Origin of the sequence: Paramesorhizobium salinisoli, assembly GCF_003335045.1 — a bacterium.
In the GTDB taxonomy this organism is placed as follows: Bacteria; Pseudomonadota; Alphaproteobacteria; order Rhizobiales; family Rhizobiaceae; genus Paramesorhizobium; species Paramesorhizobium salinisoli.
The window spans coordinates 1-240 of sequence record NZ_QOZG01000184.1 but is presented as its reverse complement, the minus strand read 5'-3'; the positions used below and the strand labels follow the sequence as shown (position 1 = coordinate 240).

Below are 240 nucleotides of genomic sequence, written 5' to 3'. Positions count from 1 at the left end.
CCCGCCGAGATTTCCGTTCCGCCGGCATAGGTGTTCTCGCCGGTCAGGACCGTCACGCCGCTGCCGATCTGGTGCACCGCGCCCGTGCCGGAGATCTTTCCGGCGAAGGTCAGCGTGCCGGAACGGTTGAAGGTCAGCGTGCCGTCATTGAGCACATCGCCCACGATGGAGCCGGCCGTGCCGCCGTCACCCAGCTGCAGCGTCCCCGCCGAGATTTCCGTTCCGCCGGCATAGGTGTTC

1 protein-coding gene is annotated in these 240 nt (G+C 67.5%); it reads right to left on the bottom strand.

Annotated elements, in window-relative coordinates:
• A partial coding sequence (locus DUT91_RS25435; protein WP_147272329.1) for an autotransporter-associated beta strand repeat-containing protein occupies window positions 1-240 on the bottom strand: 240 nt, incomplete at both ends.